The sequence below is a fragment of the Fodinibius salipaludis genome (genome assembly GCF_002287075.1).
GTDB lineage: Bacteria > Bacteroidota > Rhodothermia > Balneolales > Balneolaceae > Fodinibius > Fodinibius salipaludis.
On sequence record NZ_NSKE01000017.1, the window covers coordinates 1 to 9,788 of the forward strand.

Sequence of the window (9,788 nt, forward strand, 5' to 3'; positions counted from 1 at the left end):
CATATGAAAAGTGGGCCGACAGTGAAAAAATTCACAGTAGTCCAGATATTCACTGGTAAAAAAATCGTTAGATACCCAAACGCAAGTATGAAGTAAAAGATAAATACTTGGGGTAGGACTTTCTTTTTATTCTCCATGATATAGGAGAAATTCCTTTGAAAAAATGTCTTCATGGAGATAGTAAAATAATTAAAAAATTTTCCTCTTGAGTTACTAAATCAAATTTTACCTAACGACATTGCGCATAAGCTGCAGGCGCCAACGGATTGAAATTGTTTACAAATGAAAGATTAACTAATAAATGGCAGGCGGGCAAGAATCGGCGAGGCCTGTCCGCTTAATGCGCTGGTTAGGTAACTATTTTTATCTGCTATTGATGATAATTTTGATACCAAATAGGTTGTTTTTCCATGCTTGCTGATTCCTGCAAATTGGTTTCAAAGCTATTGTGAATACTAAAATTTTTGACATTTCTTATTACTAATCCAATACCAAAAGTTATAATGATAGATAGAATCGAAAGAAATAGTCCCTTTAAAGACATTAAGGTATTCCAAAAAGCACTCAATGTTAGTTCTTCAAAAGTAATTGTTTCATTCCCAAATACAGGTAAAAAGCTTAGTGGATAAATAACACAACTAAAGAAAATTAATAGTGATAAAACTGCACTAACTATTAATATTTTGCGCATCCCTTCAAATTTTTCCGCATCATCAATAAGTTGATTTATTTCTCTTAGAGTGAATTTTAAAGAAGTAAATTTGTTAAATGCTTTTTCCTTAAAATCATTCATCATTTGGTAGTAATCTTTATTTTTATCAAGAGTACTGGTAAGCTTACTACTAGGATGTTGGACTGGGACAAGTTTACCGAATGTAGAATCTTGCTGCTTCTCTTTTTTGTTTAAATATATTTGAAGCTGTTGTTCTGCCGTATTTATTCTTCTTTTAATTTTCTCAATTGATTTAGTTTTACTCTGAAAGGGTGAAAATTCATTAGGCTCATAAAGTTCTTCGGGACTTTTTTCTAGTTCTTCATCATATACAAGGTTAGCAATTTTGTTCAGATAGGTTGTTTCATAATTTTCATTAAACCACTCAAAATTTAGTTGGTTTATTTCTTGATGAAGTTTATCCCTGTTATTTAAACTATTTCTTAACTGTTTGGTAAGATTTGAAAATTCTTGCTGTAACCTCATCAAATAAGAAATAAGAAAAGCGCCAAAAACACCAACTATAGCAGCTGCAGACTGAGCTAATGCACTGTAAAACCAATTCCAATCTAAATCCATTTTCTGTAGAGGGATTTTATTGAATAGTTACCTAACGACATTGCGCATAAGCTGCACGCGAATTGATGTTGAATTAGCAACTAACGAAAGAAGAGACTTAAAACCAAGAGGGCCAAAGAATTGGCGAGGCGTGTCCGCTTAATGCGCGGGTTATACCCACTACCTTTTTAACCTTTCATTTCTCCTTTCTTTAATCTCTTTCAGGTCTTTTTGACGTTCATGTTTATAATCAAAGTGTTCATCAATAGCAGCATAATATTTGCTTTTATGATATACCCAATCATCATTTTTATCTAATCCATCAACTATTACATCACCAGTTAAAGAGGGACCAAGTGCATGAAATAGAAATACGATTACTATTGAAAGGACATTAAAAATCTCGTCCTTTAATTCCTGAAGTTCATTCTCAGTATCAAAACCTAAATCAATGCCTCTTTCTTTAAGTTCTAATCTTTCCTGAATTTGAGGTATTGAAGTATGGACATATGTGCAGGCAGTTCCATATATTTTTTTAAAGTCCTTGATAAAACTTTTTTTTAGTTCCTCATCCTTAATCAGGAATAACCCAACATCCTTGATTTGGTTAATAGATGAGGTGTCAACCTTTTTATCTAGATAGATCATTTTAGTATTCAGATCACCTGTTTTGATTTCTTGATCTACAAAAAGAGAATTCAGAGAAAGTTCTAAAAGGTAGCGAAGTTCCCTTCTAGCAGGATTTCTCATCCCATCCTTTCCCAAGACCATTAAGGCTACTGAAGATTCAACAAAATGATCAAAATTCTGGAAGAAAAGGCTATTAGATCTAAACTCTTGACCTCTTGAAGCCATTAGGCTACAAAGTCGCAATGCATCATTGAAATCAGAAATGGTTTTATAAAATTCGGAAAGTGTATTTTGATATTCATCAGATTCGAGGACCTCTTTTTTAGGTTTCTCATACCTCTCTTGATGTTTGTTTAATGATTCTCTCAAAATAGAAATAATATCAGAATTTTCGTCCATCGGATAATTGATTGATAGTGTAATTTAGTGGGTATAACAACATTGCGCATAACCGGCAGGCGCCGGAGTGTTGATTTATTTACAAGTGAAAGAGTAACTAAAAAATGGGAAGCGGGCAAGAGAGGGCGAGGCCTGTCCGAGTTAATGCGCGGGTTATACTACTTTTTTAGTTTAAAGACTTCTACAGAGTTATCATCTTTAACACAAATGTGATCTCCATTTACATGATATGATGCCCCCTCAATTTCACCATTTTCATAAACCAATGATATAGGGTCGCTTAATGAATAACTAATAGTATCAAATTGATATTTATACAGTCCATCAGCACTCTCCGGATATTTTTTAAACTTAATTGTATTGTAACTTGGGTTTAGTGCATTTACTAGTGCTTTTTCTACATCATTATCCACGTGAACCTTATGAGGATAGTTTTTACCTTGCATGGCTTCCACCATTTCTTGAATATCTTCATCTGGGGCAAATGAGGTACTAACCAAGTTATCAAAAAATCCAAAGAACAAGAGCACTATTTCGTGGTTAGTAGCATTTGTATTTGTTAAAGGTGACTCTTTCATTAAGATTTCTAATAAGGTGGAGTGAGATTTTAGTCTTTTGATGATGTGTTGTTTAATTGCCTTCCCAACGTAAAGAACATCATATTTTGTGAAAGACCTCAAGTCGCCGTTAACTTTTGCATCAATGCTACCAGTCCAACTGTTTTGCAAAAACTTTTCTGGTGTAAACCAGATTAAATGTTTTTCATTTTGGTATAGGTGAAATCCGTCAACCTTTCTTATAGGTTGTTTTTTACTATTTAGTGAACCATCATTACGACCGAATGCACCAACAACTTCTTTACTTCTATCCGTTGTTATATTCTTTTGAAATAGCGGAAGATTGCATTCTAATGTGTTGTCATTATTTTCCTGTTTAATTTCGAAATTGAGGGCTGCATTAATATTATCAAACTCAATTTTATCAAAGAAAGGAGTAGGCCTTTGACAGATTGCATATAGATTACTCGTCTCTAATATTTTATGAAAAAAACTCTCTTCTTTTAGGATTGAAAAATCAAATGTTGAAACAGGACTATATGCTAACTCAAGATAACTCAAAAATGATTTTCTGGGCATAATAGTTTATTCGAGTAAAAGTAGTATAACGACGTTGCGCATAAGGGGCGTGCAAAATGCCGCTGAATTTGCTTTAAAATGTACTACGGAATCTGACAAAATCGAAATCGGCAGCCAACGGCGAGGCACGTCCCACTTAATGCGCGGGTTATACCTAAGTTTTTAATTTTCTGGCCGACCAAATATATGTGAAGCGGTTGAATGACTAAAATAAATAAGAGCATCGAAATAAGTGGCTAGCGGAATCTTTTTATAGGGTAAATCTTCTGCAACAGAACCAATACTTCTAAATGGTTTAGGAGTAGCTAACCAACTGCCGCTTGAATCTCTTTTGGCTTTACATAAGTCGATGGAAAAATTAGGTTCATTTAGCTGTTGAAACACAAATTCTGCTGACCCAGGAATTGGGGCAGCAGCCTGGAATGATTTTACCGGTTCTTTAGGCCCTAAAACTGCTGAATATGTTCCTTCTCCAAAGCCAAAGGCAATGGGCCGGTAGTTATCTCCAAATTTCTTATTTAAATAATGTCCCATTTGATTTGGGGCTCTACCGATGTGATTATTGTGTGCCCAGACGATAAATTTTGAGGCATTTGGGTTAGACTTTTTTATCCATTGCAGGTTTTCAGCCATGCTTTTATCACGTGAATCACCATGATTTAAAAAGCGTGAAACAGACTGCTTAATAATAATGGCATTTTGTATAGCCAATGCTATATCTGCTGAATCAGCATTCTTACTATATTTTGATTGGCTTTTCTTGAGGTGGTCTAATACCAATGACGCCGAATCGTGTAAGTAGTTTAATTTATGCTTGTCCATTCCTCGCATTGCTTCAGGTCTCTTTAACGCTTGGTAGCTTGTGTCAATAACTTCAAGATATGACGGTTCTACATTGCTTATAAAATCTCTTACCTCCTTGACAGAAACTTTTGGAAATTGCATATCAAAACCCCAAAAAGTAATTTCTCCTTTTCCAGAGTGATTATAACTTCGCATCCATTCAACTAAATTTAGTACTTCCTGTGTATTCCATGTCCAAAAATGCAGATCAGCTAATAGCTCTTTTGGGTTTCCTTTCCCTTGTAGGACATATTGATTGATTGCTTTAGCTTCGGCCATTGAGGCTTCAATAGCAAAGACCAGTGTATCATGTTTGTTGGCAAACCATTTTGTTATCTGATGCTTAAACTGAAAAAACTCTCTGGTTCCATGGGTATTTTCACCAAGTCCGATTATTTTCGCTCCTTCAAATATAGGGGCTAATTTTCCAAGTCCTTCATCTGTGTTAATTGGGATAATCTGCTTTTTTAACCATCGCATTTCTTTTTTGCTTGCTTGCCATGGTTTATATGAGTCTGGGTTATACTTCTTGCCATCGATGTAAAGTTCGATATTATCAAACCAAACTTTCCCATTGCCATTATGGAAAATATCTAGGTAAGCATATTCCGCCTCTTCCTTAACCTCCAATTTTGTTTCAAATTTTTCCCATTTGATAGTTCCAGTAATTCCATTCGGCGGAATACTGATAAAATTGAGGACGTTTTTATTTTTGTCAAAAACGGCAATCCGGGCAGTAGCATTGCCTTGGGTTACAGCTTCGCTCCGTATTTGAATTGAGACTCTTACATCTTTTCCACGAATAAGCTCAGCTGGTAATGATTGCCGACTTATTCCAAATCCTCCACTCTTACCTTCAGACTGATTGCTTTGTAAGCTGTATTTCCCACTATGTGCAATCGAAGAATCTAGATTAATCTGATGATTAACCCATTTGTTAGACCAGCCAAAAGGCAATTCATGATTGACTAAGCTTGCTTTATCAAAGCCTAAATTCCTTATCTGTTGGGCACTTGAACTAGAAAAAATAAAAGTGAGGATGAATAGAGAAAGTAAATACCTCTTCATGATGTAGAATTAATTAAATAAGAAACTTAGGTATAACGACATTGCGCATAAGCTGCACGCGAATGAAAGTTGAATTAGCAACTAACGAAAGAAGAGGCTTAAAACCAAGAAGGGCAAAGAATTGGCGAGGCGTGTCCGCTTAATGCGCGGGTTATACCGCATTTAAAATAAATCCATGTCTGAGATTTCTTCTTTAGTTTCGCAATTTGTCAATTGGATATTTGAATTTATCTGAATGAGGCTTATTGGAGCTGTAAAAAATCCAGCTAAGATCCCCTTAAGTTCTGTTTTGTCACATTTATAAACACCATATTTTTCAATCTGTTGTGTAATATCATTTAAGTTATATTTAATTACGTCGATGACCTGAAACTCTTTTTCAGATCCATTAAAATCACTTCTAGTTTCTTTTGAGGCTATTATATCTATATCGATTTTTTTATCATTTTCTGAGGGGATATAGATTAAATCATAATTGGTACTTACCAATAAATTACTGATAAACTCAAAGGATTTTTTATAGGTTGGATTTTTTCGTAATTGAAGAATTCTTTCAAGATAGTGCTTTTTTGTTCTATTGAATCTAAATGAACCTTTTGAATCAAAATAGATTTCAAAAAGTATACCATTTAACAAGTGGTTTTCATCATTCTCCTGATACTTAGGTAAATTGTTATCAATTTTATCCATGAATTCCTGTGCGGCAAAAACTGCACCACTAGCTTGTAATAAATTTCGACCTAGAATAAATTTTTCGTTTTTATCAAGCTTATCACTCGGTATGCTTAATATCTTGTGGATTGCTGGATTTTGTATGTGCCAATCATAGGTTCTAATTTTCTTTATCAAATCTCCAAATGTACCAGAAGGTTCATATTCTGAATCTTTAACGACTTTTTCATGATATGGAATGGAAGGAGAGTGAATGAGTTGACCTGAATTGAAGAAAAAATCTCCAATCAAAGATGTATGTTCCCAACTAGTTTGCTTACCTCTGCTAAGATTGTAAACTGTTTTACGTACTTTTTTGAACAAATCTTCAACAAAGAGGTTTTCACGTCCCAAGTATTTTAGTAGAGACCCAGTGTAAATACTATGTCCTTCATATCCTGAATCACTAGCACTTTCTTTGGGAGATGTGGAAAATGCCAATAATGTACCTTTGGGTGCTTGAATAGGTGAAAATCCAATATTTCCACTTCTGTCAAAACTACTCCTACATGCATCTATGATAACAATATTAACTTTATTAGGATACTTTTCGAGCACTCCCAAAATTTCATTTAATCGAATACATTTTCTGTTATAATAATGTGTACTATTTGATGGTTGAATTTGGCAATCAGTAGCGACTAAATAATTTTCCCCATCAATTTCAAAGCCATGCCCAGCGAAGTAAAATATTGTGGCATCATAATCTGTTATTTCTGCTTCAAACTCATCCAGTATCTCGGAAATTCTATCAGATTTGATGTCAGTTTTTAAATTCACATCGTATTGTAACTTCTCAAATACTTCGGCGATAGCTTTAGCATCATTTACTGCATTTGTCAGTTTATTTACAAATTCGTATTCATCATTTCCTATTACAAGAGCGAATGTATTCATTTGATTGATTTAAATAGCGGTATAACGACCTTGCGCTTAACCGGCGCACAGTCCAAGGTTGATTCAATTTCCATTTTACTACTTGATACCAAGAAATCAAAACGAGCAGGGAGCAGGCGAGGTGCGTCCGAGTTGAAGCGCTGGTTAGCCTGTCAACACTCTTAATTAATATTCCCACCAGTTTTTTGTTAGAATCGGGCCTTCATAATTTTCAGAATTTTCCTCATTCAATGGATAGCTATTTAGCTTTTTCTTTAATGAAAGAAAGCTCTTATAACTTGACATGTTTTTTATTTGCCACTCATCAGAGTGATCAGCAGACCAAGCAGTTTGGGAGTTTATAATTCCCATTCTTGAAAGTGCATGTAAAAACTGGGAATTGTTTAAAATTACTGGATGATTGTCATCTCGATTGAATCCAATGAAGTTCCAGCCAAGTAACCAATATGGAAATATTTTGTCTCTAAGAATGAAAAGCTGTAATAATATTTTAGAAACGGTCTCTTTAATTTCACTGACATCCGTCATCTCTAAATCAACATAAATCGAATGATCTTCATGTTTTGGATGGGTTAAAGTGTTACGCATCTCATAAAATGTTTCAAAAAGATCGAATAGATTACTCTCTTTGTCAGTTAAAGTTAAAGATGAATCAAAGACCTTCTTAGGCCACTTTTTTAACTTACCCTTGAATCCCTCATATCGAAGTGTATTATAAATTTTATTTTCTGACTTACCTTCATCTTCTAATTTTGTCCTCATTATTTTATTTAACAAGGATTCAATAGAAACCCCCGCAAAATAGAGACAAGATTTTTTATATTTATTTTCTAAAAATGCATTCTCAACTTTTTTAGCACGATGTTGATCTTCTAATAAATAGGAAAAGTTTTCCCAAGTAGGATCTACATTCCAAAACCACGTCTTTCTCATTATCTCTTTTGACACTAGCTATTAATTATTTTCCTGTTGCAGGCTAACGGCCCCGCGCGTAACCGGCGTGCAGACCAGCGTTGACTATTTAAAAATGTACTACAGAATTTGATGAATTAAAACCGGGCAGCCAACGGCGAGGCACGTCCGCGTTGACGCGCTTGTTAGGTGTATTCTTGGGTTTTCTCGATGTAAGAAGTAATGCCTTGATTTATATTTTTTATGGTTTCCTTGTTTACAAATGGATTAAGAATAACCGTTCGTAACCACTTACCATCGTTGTAGGTTGGTAATGAAAAGAAAATTTCGTGCTTATCGAGTAAATACTTTTGTAAATCTTTGTTCCACTCATCCCACCTTGAAGAACAAATCCATTTCGGCTGGCCACGAAAACAGATGATATTCATTTCTGGAGTACTGGCCAACTGGATACAGTTGATTGCTTTGAGTTTATTATGAAGAAAATTAGTCAGATGGTAACTTTCATCAATTAATTGCTGAAAACCTTTTCTGCCGATGTGTTGAAATGAAGCCCACAATTTTAGAATATCAGCGTGCCGTGTTCCTTGTAAGCTGATTTCACCTAAATTAATTAGATCTTCATCTTCTTCCATATATGGAGCACCAATCCTAAAATTTTCGACCAATTGATTTTGGTCTTTGAATAGAACCATTGCACATGTTTTAGCTACATAAAGCCATTTTTGGGGATTTAAGATAATTGAATCGGCACCTGATATTCCTGCAAGTTTATCTTTGTGTGAATTTGAAAAGACTAATGCTCCTCCATAAGCGGCATCAACGTGGTACCACAGGTTTTCTCGTTGTGATATTTTTCCAATCTCCTCGAGCGGGTCAATATTTCCTGTGGTTGTTGTGCCTGCGGTAGCAACCACACAAAAAGGCGTCTTACCTTCATTTCTTGCCTGTTTTATTCCTGTCTCGAGTTCATCAATAATCATCTTAGACTCCGAATCGACCGAAACGGCTCGGACGGAATCTTGGCCTAAACCTAAAATCATCGCTGCTTTTTGGATGGACGTATGTGCTACTTCAGAGGCAAATAGAACAGGCTTTTTCGGCAATTTCTGAACTCCCTCTTCTTTTGTATTGAGTTTCTCATTTCTTGCAACTGCCAATGCTTGCAAGTTTGCAAGACTACCACCACTACATAATACTCCTGAGGCATTAGGTCCGAGACTAAACATCTGGCATATCTTATCGACGACTTGCTGCTCCAATCTGGAAAATGCGGGCGACATTTCTACACTAAGCATATTATTATTGACAGATGCCGTAGCAAAATCACCAATTAATGAAGCTGTGGTAGGCGGTGGATCCATGTGCGGAATCCAGCCAGGATGTGAAGGATTTATAGAACTTAAAAGCAAAGTCTCCAACTGATCAATTAATTTCTCATCTCCAATTGATTCCTCAGGAATAGTTTGTGTTGGAATATTTATTTCTTTTGGTAGAGAAGAACGAATTTCTGAGGATGAAATGACAGAAATGATTCGGTGTAATGCTTTAGATACGAAATTTTCGATTGACTCCTTGTTGGAGCCTGATGGATTTATAAAAGCATTAGCAGGTAATTCTTGTTGATTCATTCAATAATATGTTTTGATTTACAATTAGTGAAGAGAATACACCTAACGACATTGCGCATAACCGGCGTGCAAAGTAGCGTTGATTAGTTAAATAATGAACGGAGAGCTAAAATACCAAAACTTGGCAAGTGATAGCGAGGCACGTCCGAGTTAATGCGCGGGTTAGCAGTTTATTCCTCAGCTAATCTTCTCAAAACTCTAATACCTCGATCGGTTAGAGTCCAGTCTGGATTTATTAGGACATGTTTCTGTAAATCTTCAACGAGTTTCTTCGGCAATTGAATAGATCTA

Annotated in this window: 7 protein-coding genes; all 7 read right to left on the reverse strand. The window is 35.3% G+C overall.

What is annotated here, in order from left to right:
- Positions 1-370: 370 nt before the first annotated feature.
- The 7 genes from CK503_RS15645 to CK503_RS15675 all read right to left on the reverse strand — a co-directional run bounded on the left by CK503_RS15645 (position 371) and on the right by CK503_RS15675 (position 9,497).
- A complete protein-coding gene (locus CK503_RS15645) occupies positions 371-1,291 on the reverse strand; it encodes a hypothetical protein (RefSeq protein ID WP_095607778.1) in 921 nt (306 codons plus the stop codon).
- A gap of 159 nt (positions 1,292-1,450) precedes the next feature.
- Positions 1,451-2,299: a hypothetical protein gene (locus CK503_RS15650; RefSeq protein WP_095607779.1), complete on the reverse strand. Its 849-nt coding sequence runs from the start codon at positions 2,297-2,299 to the stop codon at positions 1,451-1,453.
- A gap of 158 nt (positions 2,300-2,457) precedes the next feature.
- Entirely contained in the window at positions 2,458-3,435 is a 978-nt protein-coding gene (locus CK503_RS15655) for a hypothetical protein (RefSeq protein ID WP_095607780.1), read from the reverse strand.
- A 162-nt stretch (positions 3,436-3,597) separates the two neighbouring features.
- Positions 3,598-5,346, reverse strand: coding sequence for an erythromycin esterase family protein (locus CK503_RS15660; RefSeq protein WP_095607781.1), 1,749 nt, complete (start codon positions 5,344-5,346; stop codon positions 3,598-3,600).
- 162 nt (positions 5,347-5,508) lie between these two features.
- Entirely contained in the window at positions 5,509-6,954 is a 1,446-nt protein-coding gene (locus CK503_RS15665; RefSeq protein ID WP_095607782.1) for a caspase family protein, read from the reverse strand.
- A gap of 165 nt (positions 6,955-7,119) precedes the next feature.
- On the reverse strand, positions 7,120-7,887 hold the full coding sequence (locus CK503_RS15670) for a hypothetical protein (protein WP_095607783.1): 768 nt from the start codon (positions 7,885-7,887) through the stop codon (positions 7,120-7,122).
- A gap of 164 nt (positions 7,888-8,051) precedes the next feature.
- Complete coding sequence (locus CK503_RS15675; protein WP_095607784.1) at positions 8,052-9,497, reverse strand: pyridoxal phosphate-dependent decarboxylase family protein; 1,446 nt, start codon at positions 9,495-9,497, stop codon at positions 8,052-8,054.
- Between the last annotated feature and the right edge of the window lie 291 nt (positions 9,498-9,788).